Annotated in this window: 21 protein-coding genes; 17 read left to right on the top strand and 4 right to left on the bottom strand. The window is 34.4% G+C overall.

Going from position 1 to position 22,831, the window contains the following annotated elements:
* Positions 1-46: 46 nt before the first annotated feature.
* From lpxK to HH304_RS06070, 7 genes are all read left to right on the top strand, one after another.
* Positions 47-1,093 (top strand): tetraacyldisaccharide 4'-kinase, encoded by a 1,047-nt coding sequence (gene lpxK, locus HH304_RS06100; protein WP_169679007.1) that lies wholly within the window; start codon positions 47-49, stop codon positions 1,091-1,093.
* A 52-nt stretch (positions 1,094-1,145) separates the two neighbouring features.
* Positions 1,146-3,086 carry a putative porin gene (locus tag HH304_RS06095; protein ID WP_169679005.1) on the top strand — a complete coding sequence of 647 codons (1,941 nt, stop codon included), beginning with the start codon at positions 1,146-1,148 and terminating at the stop codon, positions 3,084-3,086.
* 4 nt (positions 3,087-3,090) lie between these two features.
* Complete coding sequence (miaE, locus tag HH304_RS06090) at positions 3,091-3,696, top strand: tRNA-(ms[2]io[6]A)-hydroxylase (protein WP_169679003.1); 606 nt, start codon at positions 3,091-3,093, stop codon at positions 3,694-3,696.
* 14 nt (positions 3,697-3,710) lie between these two features.
* Entirely contained in the window at positions 3,711-4,259 is a 549-nt protein-coding gene (locus HH304_RS06085) for an LOG family protein (protein ID WP_169679001.1), read from the top strand.
* A gap of 121 nt (positions 4,260-4,380) precedes the next feature.
* Positions 4,381-6,027 carry a S8 family peptidase gene (locus tag HH304_RS06080; RefSeq protein WP_271711522.1) on the top strand — a complete coding sequence of 549 codons (1,647 nt, stop codon included), beginning with the start codon at positions 4,381-4,383 and terminating at the stop codon, positions 6,025-6,027.
* A gap of 165 nt (positions 6,028-6,192) precedes the next feature.
* On the top strand, positions 6,193-6,993 hold the full coding sequence (locus tag HH304_RS06075; protein WP_169678999.1) for a metallophosphoesterase family protein: 801 nt from the start codon (positions 6,193-6,195) through the stop codon (positions 6,991-6,993).
* Positions 6,990-7,583, top strand: coding sequence for a hypothetical protein (locus HH304_RS06070; RefSeq protein WP_169678997.1), 594 nt, complete (start codon positions 6,990-6,992; stop codon positions 7,581-7,583). The genes HH304_RS06075 and HH304_RS06070 overlap by 4 nt, the downstream gene beginning before the upstream one ends.
* An 8-nt stretch (positions 7,584-7,591) precedes the next feature.
* Here the strand turns inward: HH304_RS06070 and HH304_RS06065 are convergent, their stop codons facing one another.
* A complete protein-coding gene (locus HH304_RS06065; protein WP_271711521.1) occupies positions 7,592-8,821 on the bottom strand; it encodes an asparagine synthetase B in 1,230 nt (409 codons plus the stop codon).
* A gap of 200 nt (positions 8,822-9,021) precedes the next feature.
* On the opposite strand from HH304_RS06065, the gene HH304_RS06060 reads away from it, so the two are divergent.
* The 8 genes from HH304_RS06060 to HH304_RS06025 all read left to right on the top strand — a co-directional run bounded on the left by HH304_RS06060 (position 9,022) and on the right by HH304_RS06025 (position 16,610).
* Positions 9,022-10,257 (top strand): ABC transporter permease, encoded by a 1,236-nt coding sequence (locus tag HH304_RS06060; protein ID WP_169678994.1) that lies wholly within the window; start codon positions 9,022-9,024, stop codon positions 10,255-10,257.
* A gap of 157 nt (positions 10,258-10,414) precedes the next feature.
* Positions 10,415-10,603: a hypothetical protein gene (locus HH304_RS06055; protein ID WP_169678992.1), complete on the top strand. Its 189-nt coding sequence runs from the start codon at positions 10,415-10,417 to the stop codon at positions 10,601-10,603.
* 170 nt (positions 10,604-10,773) lie between these two features.
* Positions 10,774-11,340, top strand: a complete 567-nt coding sequence (locus tag HH304_RS06050) for an RNA polymerase sigma factor (RefSeq protein WP_271711520.1) — start codon at positions 10,774-10,776, stop codon at positions 11,338-11,340.
* Entirely contained in the window at positions 11,324-12,631 is a 1,308-nt protein-coding gene (locus HH304_RS06045; RefSeq protein WP_169678990.1) for a hypothetical protein, read from the top strand. Before HH304_RS06050 ends, HH304_RS06045 begins: the two co-directional genes overlap by 17 nt.
* 29 nt (positions 12,632-12,660) lie before the next feature.
* Positions 12,661-14,214, top strand: a complete 1,554-nt coding sequence (locus HH304_RS06040; RefSeq protein WP_169678988.1) for a hypothetical protein — start codon at positions 12,661-12,663, stop codon at positions 14,212-14,214.
* A gap of 207 nt (positions 14,215-14,421) precedes the next feature.
* Entirely contained in the window at positions 14,422-14,958 is a 537-nt protein-coding gene (locus HH304_RS06035) for a YceI family protein (RefSeq protein ID WP_169678986.1), read from the top strand.
* A complete protein-coding gene (locus HH304_RS06030) occupies positions 14,945-15,835 on the top strand; it encodes a DUF5777 family beta-barrel protein (RefSeq protein WP_169678984.1) in 891 nt (296 codons plus the stop codon). Before HH304_RS06035 ends, HH304_RS06030 begins: the two co-directional genes overlap by 14 nt.
* Before the next feature lie 10 nt (positions 15,836-15,845).
* Positions 15,846-16,610: a hypothetical protein gene (locus HH304_RS06025; RefSeq protein ID WP_169678982.1), complete on the top strand. Its 765-nt coding sequence runs from the start codon at positions 15,846-15,848 to the stop codon at positions 16,608-16,610.
* A gap of 76 nt (positions 16,611-16,686) precedes the next feature.
* Here HH304_RS06025 and HH304_RS06020 read toward each other — a convergent pair whose 3' ends face one another.
* Positions 16,687-19,083 (bottom strand): TonB-dependent receptor, encoded by a 2,397-nt coding sequence (locus HH304_RS06020; protein WP_169678981.1) that lies wholly within the window; start codon positions 19,081-19,083, stop codon positions 16,687-16,689.
* 118 nt (positions 19,084-19,201) lie between these two features.
* On the opposite strand from HH304_RS06020, the gene HH304_RS06015 reads away from it, so the two are divergent.
* The gene (locus tag HH304_RS06015) at positions 19,202-20,179 is read left to right on the top strand and encodes a YheT family hydrolase (protein ID WP_169678979.1); all 978 of its coding nucleotides are present in this window, start codon (positions 19,202-19,204) and stop codon (positions 20,177-20,179) included.
* Here the strand turns inward: HH304_RS06015 and HH304_RS06010 are convergent.
* Together HH304_RS06010 and pdxH are read right to left on the bottom strand one after the other, a co-directional pair.
* Entirely contained in the window at positions 20,163-21,449 is a 1,287-nt protein-coding gene (locus HH304_RS06010) for a glycosyltransferase (protein ID WP_169678976.1), read from the bottom strand. The genes HH304_RS06015 and HH304_RS06010 overlap by 17 nt on opposite strands.
* Positions 21,449-22,087, bottom strand: a complete 639-nt coding sequence (pdxH, locus tag HH304_RS06005) for a pyridoxamine 5'-phosphate oxidase (RefSeq protein ID WP_169678975.1) — start codon at positions 22,085-22,087, stop codon at positions 21,449-21,451. Before pdxH ends, HH304_RS06010 begins: the two co-directional genes overlap by 1 nt.
* Positions 22,088-22,229: 142 nt before the next feature.
* Between pdxH and miaE (HH304_RS06000) the strand changes: the two genes are divergently transcribed.
* Positions 22,230-22,814 carry a tRNA-(ms[2]io[6]A)-hydroxylase gene (gene miaE / locus HH304_RS06000; protein WP_169678973.1) on the top strand — a complete coding sequence of 195 codons (585 nt, stop codon included), beginning with the start codon at positions 22,230-22,232 and terminating at the stop codon, positions 22,812-22,814.
* Positions 22,815-22,831: the final 17 nt, after the last annotated feature.

Raw genomic sequence — 22,831 nt, 5'->3', positions numbered from 1 at the left:
CTTTGCAGCAATATTCAAAGCTACGATATTTAAACTGCCATATCCAATGATATTTAAGCATTTGCTCTGGCCTTTTGCCCTAATTTATGGAATGATCATCAAACTCCGCAACTACTTGTTTGATATTGGCTATACCAGGTCATTTAAGTTTGATGTTAAAACCATTGGTGTCGGAAATCTATCAGTGGGTGGAACCGGGAAGTCTCCGGCTGTCGAATATCTAATAAAGCAGTTTGTTAATAGTGAGCGAATTGCAACTCTGAGTAGAGGGTATGGAAGGAAGACTCGTGGATTTTTATTAGCCAATGACCTAAGTAAAGCAGAGGATATAGGGGATGAGCCATTGCAGTTTTATTCAAAATACAGAAACAGAATCTGTGTAGCAGTTGATGAAGAAAGAATTCATGGTATTCCTGAGATATTATTTGATAAACCTGAAACTTCGCTAATCTTATTAGATGATGTTTATCAACATCGATATGTATCTCCTGACTTTATGATTTTGCTTACCACCTATGACAAGCCTTTTTTTAATGATCATCTTTTACCTGTAGGCAGGTTAAGAGAACAAAAGAATGGAGCTAAAAGAGCAGATGTGGTTTTGGTTACTAAATCTCCAATAGAAATCTCCAGTTCAATTCAGCTTGAATATAAAAATAAGATTAAGTCTTATGCTGGGGATGAAACTCCAGTGTATTTTACAAAAATAGGTTATGCCAGTCCTGTTGATGAAGATTATAATGAAATTGAATTAGATAATAAAGTAGTACTGGTTTCTGGTCTTGCTGATCCTTCGCAATTGAAAACACATCTTTCATCGCAAATTAGCATAGTCAAGCACTTTGATTATCCTGATCATTATAATTTTAAAGATTCTGATTTTAAAGAATGGGTCGATTTTTGTAAAGACGAGAGAATTAATCAGATTATTGTCAGTGAAAAAGACTGGATGAGAATTAAATCAATGGTTAATGGAAGTGAAATTACTAGTTTGAAGTTTGTTATACAGCCAATTTCAATGGTGTTTTTAAACGAAAAGGATGAGAATTCTTTTATTGATTTAGTGAATAAGAAATTATCACAGTCTAAATAAGGACAGTAAAAATAGTGTGGTTAGACATGGTTAATTATTTTTGTGACCAATTATGAAACTGGAAAAAGTAGTTTTTTTTATATTCCTGATTTTTATAGGATTTGATTCATATTCTCAGATACAAACACCAAGAGGTAGTGGAATGGGGAGAGATGAGTATTTTGATATGAATGAAGATACTGTTTCTGTTCCAGATGAAGATGATGGTAAACTTAAACTTGATTCTGCTAAAAATCCATATGGCCCGTTGACACTATATTATATTAAGGCCCAAGATGTTAAAAACAGTAAGGATATTCACTATCGTATAGATTCAACTTTAGCTGATTTTGGTCGTTTTGAGAAGCTTGAGCTAATGAATTATGAAGCTCAAAATCTTGGTAATATGGCAACGGCCATTTTTGATTTATACCCTGATTTACCAGAGACTCCTGGATTGAGAAGTGGGTTTATTGCATATCAGCCCTATGTTGTAACACCATATGAACACAGATTTTTTAATACAAAAGGACCTTATACTGAAGTTAATGTATTGTTTGGTGGTGGGAACAGGAATAAAGTTGATATTGCATTTGCCAGAAATGTTAATGAAAGGTTTAACATTGGATTTAACTTAGGTAGGATTGCTGCAGATAAAAACCTTGGTCCGGTAAGAAGATTTGACAATCAGGGGGTGGTAATTGCATATGATGTAAATGCTAACTTCATTAATAAAGACAGTACATATAGTTTTATGACGAGGATTTTCAGGCATTCTCACAAAGTGTCTGAGTCTGGTGGGGTTTTTGATTTTGCGAATGAAGCAATTGCTGAACAGGCTTTAAATGACCAGTCGCAAATTTCACCTGCACTTGAAGGAGCAGGTTCGAATTATAGAGTTTTTAACGGATACTTTCTGCAAACATATAGACCTACAGGTATCCTTAGATTTTATCATGAATTTGAATATAATCAGGAAAGAAATACGTTTGTTGTTCAGCCAACTGGTGATAATCTGTCTTCAGGTTTTTTTAATAATATTTACCTGGACGATGAAAATACTTATGATAGAGTATTTTTTACAACACTTAAAAATGAAGCAGGATTAACAGGAGGGACGGAAAGAATTTTTTACAGGGCCTATTTTAAACACAGACACATTACAATAGATTCAGAGCAGCTTAATGGACAAACAACCCGAAATGAGCTTTTTGCCGGAGGGTATTTATCTTATGACCTGAATGAAAGGAATAAGTTGTTTGGTACTGTAGAATATTTAATAGGACAAACTTACAATATTGATGCTATGCTTCAGACTGATTGGGTTGAAGCTGGATTCAGAAGGCTATCATATAAACCAGATTATGTTTTTCAAAAGTACCTGGGAAATCACCGAGCCTGGGAAAATGATTTTGATGATGTAACAGCAGATGATCTTTATGGAAGGATAAAAGTCAAATTGGGTAATCAAAAGATTTCTCCTTATTTGAGTATTAAGAATTATAACAATTATGTTTATTATTCTTCAGATACTATTCCTGTTCAATTTAATGAGAATTTTCAGGTTCTAACCGCCGGTGTTGACTTAAAGTTTTTATTATTCAAGCACTTAGGGATTGAATTAGATGGAAAATATTCACTGATATCTGATAATGGTAAGAGTGTATATCGAGTCCCTGATCTATTTGGGAATGGTTCTATATATTACCAAAATGAACTGTTTAAGGGAGCAATGATCATTAAAACAGGAGTAAGTGCTAACTACCGATCTGGTTTTTATGCCATGGCTTACGATCCGACTATTCAGCGATATTTTGTTCAAAATGCATACCAAAGTAAAGATTATATTATCGCTGATTTTTTCCTTAACTTTCAAGTAGATCGTTGGCGCTTTTCTTTAAAGTTGAAACATTTTAATCAAGGACTGATAAACAACGGATATTATATTACACCGGCCTATCCTGTACAAGGAAGGGTCTTTGATTTTGGAGTGAGCTGGTTGTTTTTTGATTAATGATATGAATGAAAGTATTGATAAGAGTGTATTAGGACTTCATCTACCAACAGATCCACGTTGGGCAAATATTGCAGGAATGAATATTGAGGATATATTGATAGATCATGCATACTGTGAACAGAAAGCGGCATCTTCATGTATCAGTTTGATTATTAATTATCCTGAGAAAGATGATCTGGTCGAGATGCTAACACCGGTTGTTTCTGAAGAATGGTCGCATTTTGAAATGGTTATTGAGCAACTGAAGAAGAGAGGATATTCCCTTGGCAAAATGAGAAAAGATGAATATGTTGCACAATTAGCAAAAAAAGTTAGAAAGGGTGGGAGTAGAGAAGATCAGCTAGTAGAAAAGCTTTTAATGAATGCACTAATTGAAGCACGGAGCTGTGAAAGATTTAAAATGCTTCATAAAAATCTTGAAGATGAAGAGCTGAGTGAATTCTATTATCAGCTAATGATTAGTGAAGCCGGACATTATAAAAATTTTCTAAGTCTCGCGAAAAAATATCTTGGGGAGGAAAAAGTTATGAAACGGTGGGAAGAACTTTTAAAAGAGGAAGCTGAGATTATTAAAAATCTTGATGTCAGATCAGATAGAATGCACTAAATAAAATAATAATTATGCATATAACCAGTGTAGCAGTATTTTGTGGTTCAAGTTCAGGACACAACCCATTATTGTCGAGATATGCTCGGAATTTAGGGAAGTCTTTTGCCGATAATGGTATTAAGCTAGTCTATGGTGGAGGTAAGGTAGGACTTATGGGGGTAATAGCAGATGCTGTACTGGAAAATGGAGGCCAGGCTGAAGGAGTAATCCCAAGGTCATTGGCACAAAAAGAGGTAGCTCACCTTTCATTAACCAGGTTGCATATGACTGATACAATGCATTCAAGGAAGGAAAAGATGTATGAGCTATCAGATGCTTTTGTGATTATTCCTGGAGGCATAGGAACTCTTGATGAATTATTTGAGATCTATACCTGGTTTCAATTGGGCTATCACGTTAAACCGATTATAATTGTTAACTCTGAAGGTTTTTATGATCATTTAAAAGCTCATTTAAAGAATTGTGTTGATGAAGGATTTTTGTCAGAAACAACCTTCAATGCCTTAAACTGGGTTAATGATATGGATGAATGTCTTGCTAAGCTTTTAGAAAATAACTAATCCTCATTTCAACTTTTTTAACTTATTTTTGTTAATATAAAGATAATTATTTGGTAAAATGCCGTTAAATATTACCATGTAATGTCTATTTTTTAAGGTACTCCGTATAATTTATTGAACAATGGTGACGGAAAAGAAGATTTTGGATATGCTGAAGACAATTGCCCTGGCTGGTGCGACCCTTGTGTCAACAATCTTAGTTGGACAAGATGCAAACACACTAAGTAACGATACATCTATTTATTTATCAACTCCTCCAACTAATTGGTATAATAAAGCTTATGCCATGGATGCCGTTAGAGGGGTAGAAACCGAACTTGCTTATAAGTTATTATCAGGCAAGCCTTCTGTTGAAGTTTTAGTTGCAGTAATAGATAGTGGGATTGATATTGATCATGAGGACTTGCAAGGAGTAATCTGGGTAAATGAAGATGAAATTCCAGATAATGGTATTGATGATGATAATAATGGTTATATCGATGATATACATGGATGGAATTTTATCGGAGGAAAAGACGGGAATGTTGTAAGAGATACGTATGAACTTACAAGGGAGTACGACAGGTTGACAAAGAAATTCGATGGCCTCTCTGAAGAAAAGGCTGCTGAAGATTCAGAGTATGATTATTACATGTCTGTTAAAAAGCAATTTGAAGCTCAAAAAGGACAAATGGACAGACAGTACGAAGGGTTTAAAGGTTTTTATTCAAGTTATGAAAAATACACAAAGCTTTTAAAAGACCATTTTAAAACTGATTCCCTGATAATGGAGGATGTTACCAATTTGAAAACAAAAGATCAAGAATTGGTAATGGCTAAGAATTTTATGGGATATATGTATTCTCAAGAAATTACTGTAGAACAATTAGAAGAGGCGAAGAATTATTTTGAAACTGCCTTGGAATATGGATATAATACCGAATTTAATTCTCGTGAAATCGTAGGTGATAGTATTAATAACCCAAAAGAAAAATTTTATGGGAATAATGACGTTGAAGGTGGTTTCTCATTTCATGGAACATTTGTAGCAGGAATAATTGGTGGAATTAGAAATAATGAATTGGGTATGGATGGCGTAGCGGATAATGTGAAAATAATGTCAATCAGAACTGTTCCAAATGGAGATGAAAGAGATAAAGATGTTGCCAATGCCATTTATTATGCTGTTGATAATGGCGCTAGAGTTATAAATATGAGTTTTGGTAAATCTTTTTCACCAAACAGGGATGTGGTAGAAAATGCCGTTAGATATGCCGAAGCTAATAATGTTCTTCTTGTTCATGCAGCAGGAAATAGCTCAAAAGATATAGATGAAAAAGATAATTTCCCTACTCGTTTTTATGTTGATGGTACTGAAGCATCTAATTGGTTAGAAGTTGGTGCTTTAGACTGGAAAAAAGGAAAAGACATGGTAGGAAGTTTTAGTAATTATGGCAACGAGTCTGTAGACTTATTTGCTCCAGGTGTAGATATTTATTCAACATCACCGGATAATGAGTATCAGGTAGCATCTGGAACATCATTTGCAGCACCTGTTACTGCAGGAGCAGCTGCCCTTTTAATGTCTTATTATCCAGAACTTACAGCTACAGAAGTAAAAGATATTCTTATTAAGTCAACAACTCAAATGCCTGAAGAAAATGTAGTGCTTCCCGGTTCTGAAGATGAAGTTAAATTTGGAGAATTAAGCCGAACAGGTGGTGTGTTGAATATATATCAAGCTGTTATGTTAGCAGATAAGAAAATAGAAATGGGAAAGAATAAATAAACTTAATAAAACACAATTTAAAAAAGGCTCCGATACTGGAGCCTTTTTTATTGGGAAATAATCATCTACGAAATATTTTTTTACACAAAGTGTAATAATCCCGACAAATCCAAATTTATTTTTGATTTTTTAAACCTGCAGGGCTCTCATTGAGTTTAATAGCATATGAGAAGCCACTACAATCTTTTTCTGATAATATTATTATTTTCGGGTTGTGATCTATTTGAATATAGTGCACATCAAATTACTCCTGGGGCAGAAGAGAAGGATGTAAACCTGAAGAATATTCTAAGGATTTTAGAAAAATCTCCTAGTGATACCATACGTATTGCTTTTATGAGTGATTCACAGCGATTTTATGATGAAACAGAGCAATTTGTTGAATATATAAATTCGGTTTCTGAACAGTATGATTTTGTAATTCATGGTGGCGATATTTCTGACTTTGGTCTTGCCGAAGAGTTTTTATGGATAAATGATATTATGTCGGATCTTCATATTCCCTATCTCACTGTAATAGGTAATCATGATGTTCCGGTCTTTGGCCATGAAGCATATCTGAAAATATTTGGCCCTGTAAATTATTCGTTTACATGGGGAGGATATAAATTCATGTTTGTTAATACCAACTCCCTTGAGTATGGCTATAATGGTATGGTTCCAGACCTTGAATGGATTGGAAAACAGTTCATGGAAAGGAAAAGAACAAAAACAATTCTTATTTCACATATGGGGCCGGATAATAGTGAGTTTGACCCAAAATTGGCTCCTGACTTCAAGTCTGTTTTAGCGAGAGAAGGAGATAATTTATTGTTTACACTTCATGGTCATAATCATTCTTTCAGTAATGGCTATTATAAGAATACAAAAATTCCATATTGGGTAACTACTAGTATGGATAAAAAAGCATTTACCAAGGTTGAGTTATGGGATGGTGGATACAATTTTGAAATAATTACATTTTGAGAAAAATTACATTTATATTCTGTTTAATATGGATTCTTTATCCAAACCAAATCAAAGCTCAGATAGACTGGCAGCCTGATTTTGTTAACCTCCAATATGCAGGTAATTTCGGGATGATCTCCTTTGGTGGCGGGTATGAGTTATTATCTGTAGAGAAACCTTCATATCTTAATTTGGGGTTTTATTTTGGTTATCTTCCTGAAAAAGTAGGCGGAATAGAGGAATATTCAGCTAATCTCAAATTGACATATATACCTAATGTTAGAGTTCGGTTAAGCAATAGATTTGATCTGAATTTTTTAACAACTGGAATGTTTGTGAATTATGCCTTTGGTAATGATCATTTTACCAGATGGAGTGAGCGTTATCCTAATGGGTATTATTGGTGGGTGCCGTCAATTAGAATTGGAGTATTTACAGGAGGAGGAATTAATTTGAAAATGAAAGGTTCAAATCGAGATTTTATAAACTTCTATTATGAGTTTTCCACTCATGATCTTGAATTAATAAGTTATATTCAAAATCCTGACTATCTTTCTCCTATTAAAATATTTAATTTATCCTTAGGGGCAATTATATATTTAAAATAATATAACAATCAGGTCTTTTGTTTCTTTTTCTTAGCAGCAGGAAATAGAATGTTGTTTAGTATTAATCTGTAACCAGGACTATTTGGGTGTAAATTTAGATCTGTTGGTTCCTCTCCAACAAAATGTTGATAATCTTCAGGGTCATGCCCTCCATAGAAAGTCCAGAATCCTTTTCCATAAATTCCATGAATGTATCTTGCCTCACCAATAGATTCATTGGATCCCATAATTACCACATCCGGTTTAATAAGACTCAATCTAAAAGCTGTAGTTTGACCAATAAATCCTTTTACTACCCTTGTGTGATTCTGAGTCAGCATGGTTGGTATTGGGTCCCATTTTGCAGAGAATTTAAATAAATTGAAATAATCATTTTTTTCAGTCACACCTCGGGATTCTGGTTGCATATCAATATTTGAATACTCATACTCATATGGGTTTTTGCTTATTTTAAAATTCTCAAATGCAAAGCAGTTATCATAGATTAGCTTTTCTTGTGCATTTGGATCTGGAGGGTCACCATCAAACATGTAATCAATCATATCAATTCCATCTCCGGATAAGGCAATATCATAAGTGTCAGTTGCTGAACACATAGCAAACATAAAGCCTCCTGTAGAAACATAATTGCGAATTCTTTTTACTACTTCGAGTTTTAATTGCGATACCTTTTTATATCCAAATTTTGCTGCCAGTTCCTCGTATTCCATTTTTTGCTCTATATACCATGGTTGGTTTCGAGCATTTCTGTAAAACTTACCATATTGACCTGTAAAGTCCTCATGATGAAGGTGTAGCCAGTCATATTCGGAAAGTTTTCCTTCCATTACCTCAGTATCAAAAACTACGTCATAGGGTATTTCAGCATATGTTAGAGCAAGAGTTACCGCATCATCCCAGGGTTGTTTGCTCTTTGGAGAATATACAGCAACCTTCGGAGCTTTTTCAAGTTTCATTATATCCATGTTGGATGCAGGGCTATTGATCTCTGTTAAAATGCTTTTATATTGAGAAGAACTGATTTTTTCATAAGATACTCCTCTTATGATCAATTCATTTTCAATTGATGGATAATGATCAACAGCAAAACTTCCTCCCCTGTAATTTAATAACCAGTCAGCCGGTATCTTTTTTTCAAGAATCCAGAATGTAATACCATAAGCTTTAAGGTGGTTTTTTTGGGTTTCATCCATCGGAATTAAAATCGTGGTTGCAAAAGATTTTAGCCCGATAGACATTAAAAATATGATTAAGAAAATACGCTGCATTAATATCATTTTATTATTAAGACGGTTGGAATAAGACTACCGTTTCATTCTTTATTCAATTTAACAAATAGAATGCTACCGTTTGTATAATCATTCTTCCGTATTCGTAATAAAGTTAAGTTACAAAAACCTCTTTACTTATATTTAATTTAATAAATCAAATGCGAACTATGGATATTCGTGAAAATATTTCTGTAAGTCTTGATTCAATCAAATCAAATTTGCTCAGGTCAATTATAACTGCAGCAATTATTACCGTTGGGATAATGCTTCTTGTGGGTGTATTGACAGCTATCGAAGCTATGAAATCTAGTATTTCAAATTCTTTTAGCAGTTTGGGCGCTAATACGATTGAGATTACCTCAAAAAGGAATTATGGCAGAAGTTCTGCAGGTAAAGAAGAAAAGGTATATCCTAAATTAACCTATGCTGAAGTATCAGATTTCCAAAACAGGTTTGAAGAGACAGAGACTGTTGGCTTATCTGTTGTTGCATCATGGACAGCAGAAGTTAAAAGAGGGTCAAAAAAAACTAATCCGAATACTAGAGTAACTGGAGGTGATAATAATTATTTAAGCTTAAGAGGTTTAAATCTTGAGAAAGGCAGGAATTTCACTGAATTTGACATAGAAAACGGTACAAGTACAGCTATAATCGGGTATGCTATAAAAGAGTCTTTATTTGAAGAATATGAGGACCCAATAGGTGAGTATATTTTCTTATTGGGTAAAAGATTTAAAGTTATTGGAACAACTGAAGAACAAGGAGGACTTGGAGGAAATAATAGCCAGGATAGAAGGATATTAATACCAATCGAGACTGCTAGAAGACTAATAACTCAAAGTCCCGAGTATGATATCACCATTAATGTAAGTGACCCGATTGATACGGAAAATATTATGGCAAATGCTCGCCATGTTATGAGGTTAATAAGACAAGATCCAATTGGTACTGAGGATTCATTTACAGTTGAGAGAAATGAAACTGTTGCTGAGGAATTAGAAAACATAGCTTCATATATGCGTATTGGTGGATTTACTTTAGGAGGTGTTACCTTATTAGGAGCAGTAATAGCCTTAATGAATATAATGTTGGTGTCAGTAACTGAAAGAACAAGAGAGATTGGTCTAAGAAAAGCTCTTGGTGCGAAGCCTAGTACAATACGTTCTCAATTTTTAATCGAAGCAATTTTGATTTGTGTAATAGGAGGTATTGGTGGTATAGTTGCAGGAGCGTTGATTGGAAATATTGTAGGCTCATTGATTGGTGAAGGCGGGGTTATATTGCCAATTCCCTGGATTATATTGGGCTTTGTTGTTTGTGTTGGTGTCGGACTTATTGCTGGGTTTATTCCTGCGAACAAGGCGTCCAAACTTGATCCAATTGTAGCCCTTAGGTATGAGTAAGGTTTAGGATAAAACTGTCCGAAAAAATATTTAAAGTGTATCAAAATGATACACTTTTTTAATTTTATCTAATTCGTAATTTTATTTAAGTTGCTGATTATTAGATGTTTAGTTTGTTTGGCCTAATATTTTCTTTATTAATGTCAAAACTAAACCTATGGCAAAATTATTATTTTCCTTTCTGGCTTTATTTTTAACTCCCGATGAGGTAGAAAAGAAGGAGTTTGCTGGCTATTTAGAAGATAAAACTCAACAGGCTAAAGAAATCCTGTCGATACAGCCAGTTGAAAAAAATGATATGCCAATTGAATCAGACAATAAAAAGCAAATAAAAATATTCTTTTAATAATTGATTACATAGTATATTATCTATCCTTGTCCATGGCGCCAGTCATGGACTTTTTTATTGATTTAATTAATACTGTTTTAACTTTCCGAAGATTAGATATAAATAATTAAATTTAAGGAGGCAACCATTTATAACTATTCCCTGTATAGTTAAAAAAACCAGAATCATTGGATAATACACCAGATATCATATTCCAAAATATTCTTCGTGGATGTAAAAAATGGAAGAAGGACAGTCAGAAACATCTTTACCAGATGTTTCATGGATATGGTTTGAGTATTTGTTTACGATATGTAAATAATCGAGATGAGGCTATAGAGGTATTGAATGATTCTTTTTTAAAGGTTTTTCAAAATCTGGATTCATTTGATACTACCAAACCTTTTAAGCCATGGTTTAGAAGAATAGTAGTAAATACTGCAATAAATCATATTCAAAAGTATAGTAAATATGCTAATCATCAAGATTTAGATGAAGCTTTAGATATAGGTAATAAAGAAGAAATTGTTTCTGGTATAAATTATCAGGAGATGCTTTCGTTGGTTAGAGAGTTACCTCCAGCGTATCGAACAGTTTTTAATTTGTATGTAATTGAAGGTTATAAACATGCTGATATTGCTGAAATACTAGAAATATCAGAAGGTACATCAAAGTCTAATTTATTTAAGGCTAAGAAATATTTGCAACAGGCTATCCATAGATTATTAAATGAAAATTATGAGAGACAAGGATAATCTGGAAGATATATTTAAGAAAGGGCTTTCTTATGAGCCAACTGATTTTAGAGAATCAGATTGGGAAAAGATGGTCGAAAAAATCGAGCAATCTCCGGAGCAAAGAGTGAATAAATGGAAGACGATTTCGTTATTCCTTTCAGGAGTAATCGTGCTTTTATTGATGTATATAGGTTTTAGGGAGTTAAATATTATAAATAATTATGAACCATCTGCATCTAAGATATCGGCTGATGGAAAAGTTTCTGATGAAGCATTAGTTAATGGGATTAATAATAGTGATAATAATATTATTGATTCAGTGCAAGCATCATTTTCATTGAGCCAGAAAGAAATGAAAGGTTCAGAGATAAATATTGGAGATAAAGAAAGTGCAGTTTCAAATTCTAATGATAAATCTGCTAATTCAAATTCAATCTCAAATATTGAGAAACAAAATCAAGGAAAATCAGGTTATTATCATGATCAATCAAAAGAGGGAATTATAATTTCTAACAGTGATGATCACAATAGGTCCGAAGGGGAATATCATGGTGATATTGGTGATTCAAAGGTTGTTAGTGGGAATAGTGTGAACATTCATGAAGCCTCTTCGGGCTTTGTTTATACCAGGTTAAAACCAATTCATTATACAGGGAAAATACATGAGAATCCTCAAATGATTCTTGTTGGTAAAACCGCTTCAACCATTAAAGTTAATGAAGAAAAACAGGTTGTTCATCCTGCCATATCAGTTGCTGCATATTATGCTGCTGATATGTCTACTGTAAATTTTAAGGGGTTTGATAAGTTTTCGGATAGAATGGGTTTCTCCATTTTTCTTAATGTAACTAATAAATGGTCGATAGAAACTGGTGCAAATATTAGTACCAAGTATTATTGGGCTGGATCAGGTAATTATACAACTGGGGGCTATTATAAGGATCCTGATAAGACGTATGGTACTTGTGAAGTGTTGGATATACCCTTAAACGTTAGATATTATTTTGACAATAAAGGAAAGACAAAGTGGTTCGTTACAACCGGTATTTCTAGTTGGTTAATGCTGGAAGAAGAATACGAATACTACTATAATTATAATCAATATGAAAACCCAACTGGCTGGTACGGCGAAAATGAGAATTACCATTGGTTTGGTGTTCTGAATTTGGAAGTCGGCCTGGAACGAAGTTTAAGTAAAAGGTGGTCTGTTTCTGCTATCCCTTATTTTAATTTACCACTTAAGGGTGTTGGAAACGGGCAAGTCAGACTAATTAGCAACGGTCTGAAGGTAGCGCTTAAGTTTAACTAACTTCTAAAAACTATTAACAAAAACCAATTATGTTATTTAACAAATTAATTTCCAGACTTCATTATATATTAATGATTGTTTTGATAGCTGGAATTGCTATTTCATGCGACGACGATGACGAAGATCCGGTAGGTCCACAGCCAACCGGAGAAGAAAAAGTTTACACATTGTACAATACCTCATTTGAGGCTTTTGGTACAGTGAAATTTGTAGAGTTAGATGATAATTCTACAAGAGTAATTATAGACCTCAATAATGATACTGGCCCTCATCCAGGACATATCCACATGGGGAGTACCTTTGAGCCGGGTCAGGTTGTAATTGACCTAAATAATGTGATAAATGGTGCAAGTACAACTGAAATTTCTGAAGATAATGCCGGTAATGATGTTACCTACGATGATCTTTTAGCCTATGACGGGTATGTTGCATTACATGTTAGTGAAAGTGATCTTACTGTAGCAGCAACGGCTGATATAGGTCCTAATGAGCTAACCGGTAATATAGAAGATTATCCATTATTTGTTCCTAATTCACTTACACAGATTGATGGAGGAATATTCTTTGTAGAAAAAGTAGGAGGTGATGTTTGGGTAGCAGTTTCTGCTAGTGTTGGAGTTGCAGGTATGATGCACCCGATGCATATTCATGATAATTCAGCTGCTGAAACCGGGGATGTAGCAATCACTCTAAATGAACTAAATGGAGATACTGACTTTTCAGCAACATTAATTCAAGATAGGAATTTCGATAATCTTTCCAGTTTTGATGGTTATGTAAATATTCATTTGAGTGTTGATGATATTGGTACAATAGTCGCTCAAGGAGATATTGGATCTAATGCTCTTACAGGTGAAGTCACTCAATATACTTTGGAAGAAAGAAATGATAGTGGAGTTACTGGAGTTGTTGAAATATACAAGCGAGAAGGTGGTCATTCTCTAGTTATGATTGATCTTGTAAATACAACACAGGGAACAATATATCCGGTTGAAATATGGAGTAATTCATCAATAGAATCTGGCTCGAAATTAATTGAACTGAACTCTATAAATGGCTCAAGTGGCAAAGGACTTAATACAATAAGAGAAGATAATTCTGGTGATGTAACTTATGCTGTTCTGACATCGTCATATAATGCCAATTTGAGGGTTTATTTACCTGATGAAACCGTTGCTGCAAGAACCGATATAGGTGGTAATGCACTTTCCGGGGAGTCTACAACATATAATTTTGTTGCTGTAGATAATTCAGGGATTGAAGGCACCGCTACATTTAAGCAAAGATTAAATGGCTATACTCTTTTAGAAATTCAGTTAACTGGTACTCCTGATCAGGGTATACACCCCGCTCACATTCATTCCGGATCAATTTCTAACCCTGGAGGGATAGCTATTAATCTTAATGAAGTGGATGGTACTTCAGGAAACAGTCGAACTACTATAAGGGAAACTAATGCTCAGGAGAATATTACTTATGAAACCTTAACAACAACTTATGAAGGTTATATTAATGTACACTTGGCTCCAAATGCATTAGAAACAGTAGTAACTCAAACAAATATAGGAGGTAGCGCACAATAATATATTTTAATTCTGGGGATAACCATCCCCGGAATTTGATTTCCTTAGCATAAAATTTTGATTTGTTTATGCCGATAGGTAATCATGGTATTTTTCGATAAAATATCATGGTAATGTAATTGTATTGTCTTTTATTAGAGTTTTTGTTTAAACGAATTTTTTATAAATAAATACTTGCCGACTAATTAAAACTAAATTATTACCACAATGAAAGCGTATTACTTGATCTTTTTAATGATTGGGATCCCATTATACATTAATGCCCAAAAATATGTTGAAAGAAATGGGGATGTCCATTTTTATTCTAAAGCACCACTCGAAGATATTGAAGCTCATTCGAATAAAGGACAAAGTATAATTGACCTAAGTTCTAACAGAATAGCTTTTGAAGTTCCAATTAAGAGTTTTGACTTTGAAAAAGACTTAATGCAGGAGCATTTTAATGAAAATTACATGGAATCTGAAAAGTTTCCAAAGGCCACATTTACCGGCTCTATAAAAGGGTTTGACAAAGGTAAATCCGGAAAACAGAATGTCGAAGCTGAAGGTGATATCACCATTCATGGAATTAAAAAAACATGGAAGGCAGAAGGCGTTATGAAAATTGAAGGTGGCAAGATCACTTTAGAGACAGAGTTTTATGTTCCTTTGGATGATTTTGATATCGAAAAGCCTAAGGTGGTTTTTTATAATATAGCTGATAAAATTAAGGTTAATCTGAATTTTGAATATGATGAAATGTAAAATTACTTTTTTGCTTATCCTGATTTCTTTCACCTTTTCTATTAACGTAGTTGGACAGGATGATGATTTATTAAGTGAGTTATCAAATGATGATGAATCTTATGAGGTTGAAGGAACTTTTAAAGGAACCAGGTTAATTAATGGGCATACTATAGAAACCAGAGGGGCTGGTACTCTTGACTTTGTAATTATGCACCGCTTCGGTAAGCTAAATTCAGGTATCGAAGAGTTTTTCGGACTTGATCAGGCGGTTATTCGTATTGCTCTTGACTATGCAATAACCGATAACCTGTCTATCGGTATAGGTAGGAGCAGTGGACCAAAATACTTTGATGGTTATTTGAAGTATGCACTGTTAAAACAACAGGATAATGGAATGCCTATTAGTGCGACTATACTATCTAGTGCAGCTTTGGATATCAATGTAAGAGATGAACAACCTGCAGCTGTAGATAGAATGAGTTATGCGACTGGTTTACTTATTGCAAGAAAGTTCTCTCCTTCATTTTCTTTCCAGGTAGCACCATATTGGTTGCATCGAAATGTTGTCGAATATTTTGAAGAAAATGAGGCATTCGCTTTAAATCTTGCAACAAGATTAAAGATTACAAAAAGAATGGCTATTACAGCTGAATATTTTGGACGATTAAATAGAGACGCTTTTCCTGAAAGTAATAATGATGCGTTTGGAATTGGTTGGGAAATTGAAACCGGGGGGCACGTATTTCAATTAATCTTCACCAATAATCTTGGAATGGTTGAAAACAGTATCATTCCTGGAACTGTTAATGATTTCTTTTCAGGAGATATTCATTTTGGTTTTAACATAACTAGAGCATTTCAATTAAAGAAAGATAAAAATGAAAAATCTTGGTAAAATATTATTAATGATTGCAATCATAGTTGGTTGTAAATCAGAGAAAAATCCTGCTCCGGGGAGTTCTTGTGAGGAGGAGTTTACAGTTACTATTTCTAATGTAACACCGGCAACATGTGATTCTGAGGATGGTTCTTTTGAATGGAGTACTACTCCATCAAAATCAATTTCTTCAATCACCGTAGGAGGACAGAGTGTAACAGTATCAACGACTATTACTGGATTATCTACAGGTATTTATGAAGTGGTTTTTAAGGCAGAGGATGGATGTGAAACAACGACAAACGTAAATATTCAATCTGAAAGTGGTCTAACTGCTTCCCTTGATGAAGCAGTAGCTTCTGATTGTAATGTAGATAATGGTGCTGTAATGGTTTCAGCTGATGGTGGTACTCCACCTTATGACTACCTTCTAGATGGAAATTCAAGTTCTGATGGCACATTTGATGGACTAGCGCCTGGTGAATATGCAATAAGTATTACTGACGCCAGTGGATGTACAGCGACAGTTAATTTTGTGATTGATGCTTCAATATCTTTTGCTACTGATGTAGAACCACTAATTCAGAATAATTGTGCTGTGTCTGGATGTCATGTTGAAGGAACGGGCCGGACAGTATTCGCTAATTATGACGATATAAGTGCTAATTCAAACAACATCAGACAACGTGTTAGTACTGGAGTAATGCCACCGCAAAATTCTGGTTATGATCTTACTCAGCAACAGCGTGATGATATTGTTTGCTGGATTGATGCAGGAGCAAATAACAACTAGTAATTAGAGAATTAAATAGGTGATTTGTTAATTTTTTTTAGAATGTAAAAGGGACTGTTTTTCAGTCCCTTTTAAGTTAAAATAAATATCTGGCACTAATAAATAGGTTTCTCCCTGGTGCACTTATGCCAGATGAATATGGCCTGTAATGCAAATCAGTAATGTTGTCAATTCCAGCGTTTATAATAAAAGACTTTGATAGCTGAACTGATCCTCCTAAATTAAAGGTGGTCCAGCCAATAGCGCCATCTTCTGTATAAAGATGAGTCTTGTTTTGTTCTGAAGGTGAAAGTTTATCGAACTCAATCCCTCCTTGATATTGAATGTTTAAAAAGATGTCCCATTTTGATCTAACATATTTAATGGTAGATCTTCCAAATAGTGGAACAACATGCCTTACGGACTCTCCATCTGATGTTTCTCCATCAGATACAGTTATTGTACTACTAAAGAAAATATTTTTTGAAATAGAAAGAGATCCATTAAATGAAAAACCATAAATCTTCGCACTTCCTATATTAACTTCTGCTTGTACATTGCTTATTGTACCATCATAATCGATACTCGACTCACCATTATAGATATAGTCTCTTCTTTCCATTGCATTGGTGAGATAACTATAAAAACCAATTGCTTCCAAAGTGAAAATATCTTCTTTATAAGCTTTATATCCAATTTCGATGCTATGATTAAATTCAGGTTCAAGATCGGGATTAGGTACTACAACATTTCCTGGTTCTGAATCGAAGACTTTGGCAGCGTCGTCAATGTTTGGTGCTCTGAATCCAGATCCATATGACAGACTAAGATTATTAATTTCGTCAGGTTGAAATATTAAGCTTGCAGAACCTGTAAGTGCTCCGTTTTTATTGGTAAAACCTTCCATAGGAAGACCGATTTCACCAAAATCAACATTTGATTCCACATAAGTATACCTTATACCGGTATTCAGAATCAACTTATCACTAATTATATATTTAGATAATGCATAAGCTGCTGCTGACATATAACTTGATCCATTTGCCGGATATCGGGTTGAATTCGGTTCGGTGACGCCAGTTATAATGTTTTTCCTTACAGCCTTGCTTGCCACATCATTATGCAGGAATTCTATTCCATAGAAAAGATTGATTTTATTGATTACTTTCTCATTATCCAGATTCAATGAATAAACATCAACGTTTTCAGTTCGTGTTCTTAAACTCTCATCTCTGAATTTTCTGTCATTTCTACTTTCTTCATAATTTTGAATTGCAATTGTGACTTTTGATTGGTCGAATAGTAGGTTGCTGTTTTTGAATGTCAAATTTAAACTATTCATCATCCAATTTTGAGGGCCATAATACCATTCAGCGTTTTCAGGTGTTCCATTTTCTTCAAGTATTAAACGGTCATATCTTGGTACATTACCAGTTTTATTATAGTAAAAATTATAGCCGACATTAAATTTATTGCTTGGTGAGTATTTTATTTTTTGAATTACTCCAAACTGATTGTATCCTGATGGTTTCTGGATTTCAGGGTCAGTATTAATAATTATTTCATCATTTGCATCGCCAGATGGTTTTACATACCATTTTCTTTCAAAGAAATCCTTATAGCCTGAAGGGTAGTTTTTTCCAGTTCTTAAATCATCAAAATCAGAATAGGAAATTGAGGTAAATGAAGCCAATTTTTTACCTCCAATGTTAAGTGATAAATGACCAGTTTTTTCATGGTTAGCAGAGCTATATCTAGTCATTGCATTGCCTGAAATTGAAGGTTTGGATAAGCTAAGATCTGGAGTGATCGTATGAAAATCCATAACACCACCTAATGCATCTGAGCCATATATTACCGACCCGGGGCCGAAAATGACTTCCGCACTTTGGAGACTTAACGGATCAATGTTTAAAATATTTTGAAGGTTACCACTTCGATAAATAGCATTATTCATTCTAACTCCATCGATTACCAGAAGAACTGAATTGGCAGCAAAGCCTCTGATCATTGGGCTGCCACCACCCATTTGACTTTTCTGAATAAAGACTTGACCTGTTGAACTCAATAAATCAGCACTGGTTTGTGGCTGAAGATCAACAATGTCTTTAGCATCCAAATATGCCATTTGTCTGGCGATCTCAGATTTTGGTTGTTCCCATTTATTTGCAGAAACAACCATTTCATCCATTTTTATTATCCTTTCCTCAAGGTAAATGATGTTGTTTTTTTCAGTTAAATTATCTTTAGGTATGGCTAGTGGGTAATATGAAGAATGATTGATGTTTAATATAGAGCTATTTATAAAATCATCGATTTTGGCAATGCCATTTTCATCGGTTATCACTTGAATATTCCCCTCAGAAGATGTAATACTTGCAGAAGAGACAGGTAACCCGGTGTCTTTATTAACAAGTTTTATTGATTGGGCAGAGATATTGATAACATTGCCGAAGACTATTATAAAAAAAAGTCTAAAAAGTATGTTCTTCATAGCCGCAAATATGAATAAATTGAGATCATTAACCGAATCAAATTTGAAATATTCAAGAACAAGTGTGACACAACATTGATTTCAATATTTTGAACTTTAATAAATCACCACAAATAATATGCCTTTAGTTAAATCAAATTATAAGAAACCATTCTATCTGTTCAATGCGCATTTGGAAACAATTGTGCCAAGTGCTTTACGAAAGGTAGAAGGTGTAGAATATAAAAGAAGAAGATTGGAACTCCCTGATGGTGACTTTCTTGATATCGATCAGCTTGTTCACAGAAAGAATAATGATAAAGTCCTGATTATTTCGCATGGACTTGAGGGTAGCTCGGAAAGGCCGTATGTCAGAGGGATGGCTAAATTGTTTTATGAAAATGGGTTTGATATTTGTGCCTGGAATTGCAGAAGTTGTAGCGGTGAGATGAATAGGCTGCCAAGGCTTTATCATCACGGTGATACTGATGATCTTCATGCAGTAATTAAAGATTTGCAACAAATACATGGTTATTCTAATGTGTTTTTGGCCGGATTGAGCATGGGTGGTGCAATGAGCTTAAAATATGCAGGGGAAGAGCGTATTGATAAAGATGAACATTTGAAAGGAGTGATGGCTTTTAGTGTGCCAACTGATTTAAGAGGGAGTAGTCTCGAATTAAATAAATATGGCAATGGTTTTTACAGGAAGCGCTTCTTGAATAAACTTAAAAATAAGATTGTCCAGAAGAGAGATCAGTTTTCAGGTATTCTGGATATTGAAAAGTTAGAAGAGGTTCAGAATTTTCAGGATTTTGATGCGAATTTCACTACTAAGATCAGTGGATTCGATTCTGTGGATGAGTTTTATTTTAATGCTTCCTGTGGGAATTTTCTTTCAGGAATAAAAGTCCCTTCATTATTGGTGAACGCAATAAACGATCCGATTCTTTCTCAATCGTGCTATCCATTTGAAGTTGCAAAAAATCATGAACATCTATATTTGGAAACGCCAGAAACAGGAGGACATGTCGGGTTTTTGCTGCATAAACAAATTTATACCTGGTCAGAGCTTAGAGCCCTTGATTTTGCAAAGGATATTATGAATGTTGTTTAGCAGGGGACACATATTCTTTTTCGTACATGAGTTTTCTCCATAAAAATAAAATGTCTTCTAGCTGTGTTGGTGGGTTACTTATGTGGAAATACTTTTCAAACATAAATCTTGATGCACTTTCAATAGGCACTTTTTCGTGAAGCTCACTAGTTAAATAGTGAACAGTTTTTAGTACTTCCAATCCATTATAGGCTTCATAATACTTCTTGAATCTTGTGCCAGGTTCATTTGCCTCTTCAGAAGCTCTCTGAAGATTTGAGAATATCCCTTTTTCTTCCATGTAAATTCCTAAAGTAGGATTAAGTATTTCGAGTAAATGACGTTTGTGAAACTGGCTGAACTCCTGGCCCGAATTTAGAATTTCAAAAATAGGTTTGAGTAAAAAGAATATTTCAGGAGAATAAGTTTCAATTTCTTTACCATTTGTGAAGTCCTTCATTGCACGACCGGTTCCAAAGGGTACTCTTTCAGATATTCTTGGAGAGGGATATATTCTGGTGTCATGGACTTGCCCAAAATCACCGGTAGGAATAACTCTATGGAGAAAATAAAAATCCTCACCGGCTTTTCTGGTATTCATGCCGCCAACAGTAGCATAAATATCTGCCCTGCAGGCCATACTACTCCCTACAGTATGAAAAGCATAGGGAAATCCGGCATATCGTAATGCAAATACGTAATAATGAAGATGGCTTTCATATTGTAAAATCCCACGATACTTTGGGTCATTTGAGTCTATGGGATGCTCAAAAGCAATAGATACACCAGTGCACTTTTTGTTAGATTGAAAATGTGATATTGTTTTTTCAAGAAAGTCTATTTTACAGGTTGAATCCGCATCATAGCATATGATCGGAGCATTTAGCTTGTCAAATTTATTTAGCTGCCTGAATGCCTCGTCCATTCCGGCTTTCCTTGCAATACCAACTCCGGCCTTTTTTTTATTAAAGCGACAAATATTACCCGGATAAAATGAGATGTTTGATTGGCTTTCAGATTTACACCAATCTTTTAATTTATCATGCTGTGATTTATGAAATTGCCTTATGTTTTCATCCTCATCAACAGATTCATTGATGACAATAAATACTGCAACTTTATAATTTGTGCTGTTTGAAGCCAGGCTATTCAGACTCTCGAATAATCCTTTCTCATAGAAAGAAGGTATGACCACAATGGCATCAGTTTTTTCATCAACATCAGAGTTGATTTGATAATCATTGAGAGCATACCTTTCTAAATATGTTTTATAGGTTTTGTTTTCCAGCATTAAGGAGCTAATCTTGTTTTAGTCCAGATATGATCTTTTTGCAGGTTATACGTTATTCTATCATGAAGTCTGTTAGGTCTGCCTTGCCAAAATTCAAGCATTACCGGTCTTACCCTGTAACCACCCCACTGCTTCGGTTTTGTAACCTTTTTTCCTTTAAATCTATTTGATATTTCTTCTACCCGCTGATCTAGAATATCCCGACTGGCAATTGGTTGAGACTGCGGAGATACCCAAGCACCGATTCTGCTTCCTTCTGGTCTGCTATTGAAATAATTTTCAGATTCTTCTTCGGTTAGCCTTTCTGCAATTCCTTCAATTCTAACTTGTCTTTCAAGTTCTCCCCAAAAAAATGTAAGTGCAACCCATGGGTTTTTTTCAATTTCTATCCCTTTACGACTTTGGTAATTTGTGAAAAATTCAAACCCTCCATCTGAAATCCCTTTTAATAGGACAATCCGGTTTGTAGGCCTGTTGTCTGCTGTGACAGTGGATATTGACATTGCATTAGGTTCCATCACATCAGCCTTAATAGCTTCTTGAAACCATTTTTCAAACTGGATTATCGGATCATTATCTACATCACTAATGTCCAGAGAATGTTGGGAATATTCTTTTCTGATATCTGCTATATCCATGATAAAGAAAGATTGTTTATTAGACAGGGTAAAAATGACCAATAGACTATTAATTAACTAATATATTGTATAGATTTCTTTGGTACTTTGATCAGAACTGTTTTGTTTTAGGAATATTAATTTTAAAATAATTCGATTTAATATGAAATTAAGTCTGGAAGTTTTTGTGCCTAGTAGTCAGGAATGGGTTGATGCGGTGATGAATGATTTTGATTCTTTCTTACAAGATCATGCCAATTGTGAGCGTAAAGCATCAGCAATGGCAATGAGTCTGGTAGCTAAGTATCCGAATCGTGTTGAAATAATACCTGAACTGATAGATACGGCCATAGAAGAGTTGGAGCACTTTCAGGATGTGTATAAGATCATGGAGGAAAGGAATATCCAACTTCCTCATGAAATATCTCAGGATATATACGTTAAGCAATTAGTTGATAAATGCCACAGTGGAAGGGTAGAGCGATTCAGAGACAGGTTATTGCTGGGTTCTATAATTGAATGTCGCGGAGCAGAGCGATTCAGGTTAATCTATGAAGCATTGCCTGAAGGCGAACTGAAAAGTTTTTATCATCGATTATGGGCATCTGAAGCAAAGCACGGAAATATATTTGTAAAGATGGCGTTGTTATATTTTCCTGAGGATGAAGTGTATAATCGATTAGAGGAGTTGAACAATATTGAAGGTGAAATATTAAAAGAATTACCTATTAAGGCAGCTTTACATTAGTATATTATTGATTATAT

It is taken from the genome of Marinigracilibium pacificum (assembly GCF_012926615.1).
Lineage (GTDB): Bacteria > Bacteroidota > Bacteroidia > Cytophagales > Cyclobacteriaceae > Mangrovivirga > Mangrovivirga pacifica.
This window is presented reverse-complemented; position numbering and strand designations above follow the sequence as displayed.

What these genes read in the sequence shown, in the direction of transcription:
- lpxK (WP_169679007.1), top strand. Translation starts at nt 47, where the DNA reads ATGATATTTAAGCATTTGCTCTGGCCTTTTGCCCTAATTTATGGAATG.
- HH304_RS06095 (WP_169679005.1), top strand. Translation starts at nt 1,146, where the DNA reads ATGAAACTGGAAAAAGTAGTTTTTTTTATATTCCTGATTTTTATAGGA.
- miaE (WP_169679003.1), top strand. Translation starts at nt 3,091, where the DNA reads ATGAATGAAAGTATTGATAAGAGTGTATTAGGACTTCATCTACCAACA.
- HH304_RS06085 (WP_169679001.1), top strand. Translation starts at nt 3,711, where the DNA reads ATGCATATAACCAGTGTAGCAGTATTTTGTGGTTCAAGTTCAGGACAC.
- HH304_RS06080 (WP_271711522.1), top strand. Translation starts at nt 4,381, where the DNA reads ATGGTGACGGAAAAGAAGATTTTGGATATGCTGAAGACAATTGCCCTG.
- HH304_RS06075 (WP_169678999.1), top strand. Translation starts at nt 6,193, where the DNA reads ATGAGAAGCCACTACAATCTTTTTCTGATAATATTATTATTTTCGGGT.
- HH304_RS06065 (WP_271711521.1), bottom strand. Translation starts at nt 8,821, where the DNA reads ATGTCTATCGGGCTAAAATCTTTTGCAACCACGATTTTAATTCCGATG.
- HH304_RS06060 (WP_169678994.1), top strand. Translation starts at nt 9,022, where the DNA reads ATGGATATTCGTGAAAATATTTCTGTAAGTCTTGATTCAATCAAATCA.
- HH304_RS06055 (WP_169678992.1), top strand. Translation starts at nt 10,415, where the DNA reads ATGGCAAAATTATTATTTTCCTTTCTGGCTTTATTTTTAACTCCCGAT.
- HH304_RS06045 (WP_169678990.1), top strand. Translation starts at nt 11,324, where the DNA reads ATGAGAGACAAGGATAATCTGGAAGATATATTTAAGAAAGGGCTTTCT.
- HH304_RS06040 (WP_169678988.1), top strand. Translation starts at nt 12,661, where the DNA reads ATGTTATTTAACAAATTAATTTCCAGACTTCATTATATATTAATGATT.
- HH304_RS06035 (WP_169678986.1), top strand. Translation starts at nt 14,422, where the DNA reads ATGAAAGCGTATTACTTGATCTTTTTAATGATTGGGATCCCATTATAC.
- HH304_RS06030 (WP_169678984.1), top strand. Translation starts at nt 14,945, where the DNA reads ATGATGAAATGTAAAATTACTTTTTTGCTTATCCTGATTTCTTTCACC.
- HH304_RS06025 (WP_169678982.1), top strand. Translation starts at nt 15,846, where the DNA reads ATGATTGCAATCATAGTTGGTTGTAAATCAGAGAAAAATCCTGCTCCG.
- HH304_RS06020 (WP_169678981.1), bottom strand. Translation starts at nt 19,083, where the DNA reads ATGAAGAACATACTTTTTAGACTTTTTTTTATAATAGTCTTCGGCAAT.
- HH304_RS06015 (WP_169678979.1), top strand. Translation starts at nt 19,202, where the DNA reads ATGCCTTTAGTTAAATCAAATTATAAGAAACCATTCTATCTGTTCAAT.
- HH304_RS06010 (WP_169678976.1), bottom strand. Translation starts at nt 21,449, where the DNA reads ATGCTGGAAAACAAAACCTATAAAACATATTTAGAAAGGTATGCTCTC.
- pdxH (WP_169678975.1), bottom strand. Translation starts at nt 22,087, where the DNA reads ATGGATATAGCAGATATCAGAAAAGAATATTCCCAACATTCTCTGGAC.
- miaE (WP_169678973.1), top strand. Translation starts at nt 22,230, where the DNA reads ATGAAATTAAGTCTGGAAGTTTTTGTGCCTAGTAGTCAGGAATGGGTT.